This window comes from Bacillus sp. EKM501B (assembly GCF_011800505.1).
In the GTDB taxonomy this organism is placed as follows: Bacteria; Bacillota; Bacilli; order Bacillales; family Bacillaceae_G; genus Bacillus_A; species Bacillus_A cereus.
In genome coordinates this window covers 1-342 of record NZ_JAALFZ010000070.1, presented here as the reverse complement: position 1 = coordinate 342, position 342 = coordinate 1, and the positions used below count along the sequence as shown (strand labels likewise).

Sequence of the window (342 nt, the reverse complement as noted above, 5' to 3'; positions counted from 1 at the left end):
AACACGGAAGTTAAGCTCTCTAGCGCCGATGGTAGTTGGGACCTTGTCCCTGTGAGAGTAGGACGTTGCCAGGCAATATTATTCCGCAGTAGCTCAGCGGTAGAGCTATCGGCTGTTAACCGATCGGTCGTAGGTTCGATTCCTACCTGCGGAGCCATTGGAGAGCTGTCCGAGTTGGCCGAAGGAGCACGATTGGAAATCGTGTATACGTCACAAGCGTATCAAGGGTTCGAATCCCTTGCTCTCCGCCATAGGATTTATAGTATTTGGCCCGTTGGTCAAGTGGTTAAGACACCGCCCTTTCACGGCGGTAACACGGGTTCGAATCCCGTACGGGTCACC

3 tRNA genes are annotated in these 342 nt (G+C 53.2%); all 3 read left to right on the top strand.

Going from position 1 to position 342, the window contains the following annotated elements:
• Positions 1-82: 82 nt before the first annotated feature.
• Positions 83-157, top strand: a tRNA-Asn gene (locus HFD78_RS29155).
• 2 nt (positions 158-159) lie between these two features.
• Positions 160-251: transfer RNA gene (locus tag HFD78_RS29150), tRNA-Ser, on the top strand.
• Between the two features lie 17 nt (positions 252-268).
• Positions 269-340 (top strand) — tRNA-Glu (locus tag HFD78_RS29145).
• Positions 341-342: the final 2 nt, after the last annotated feature.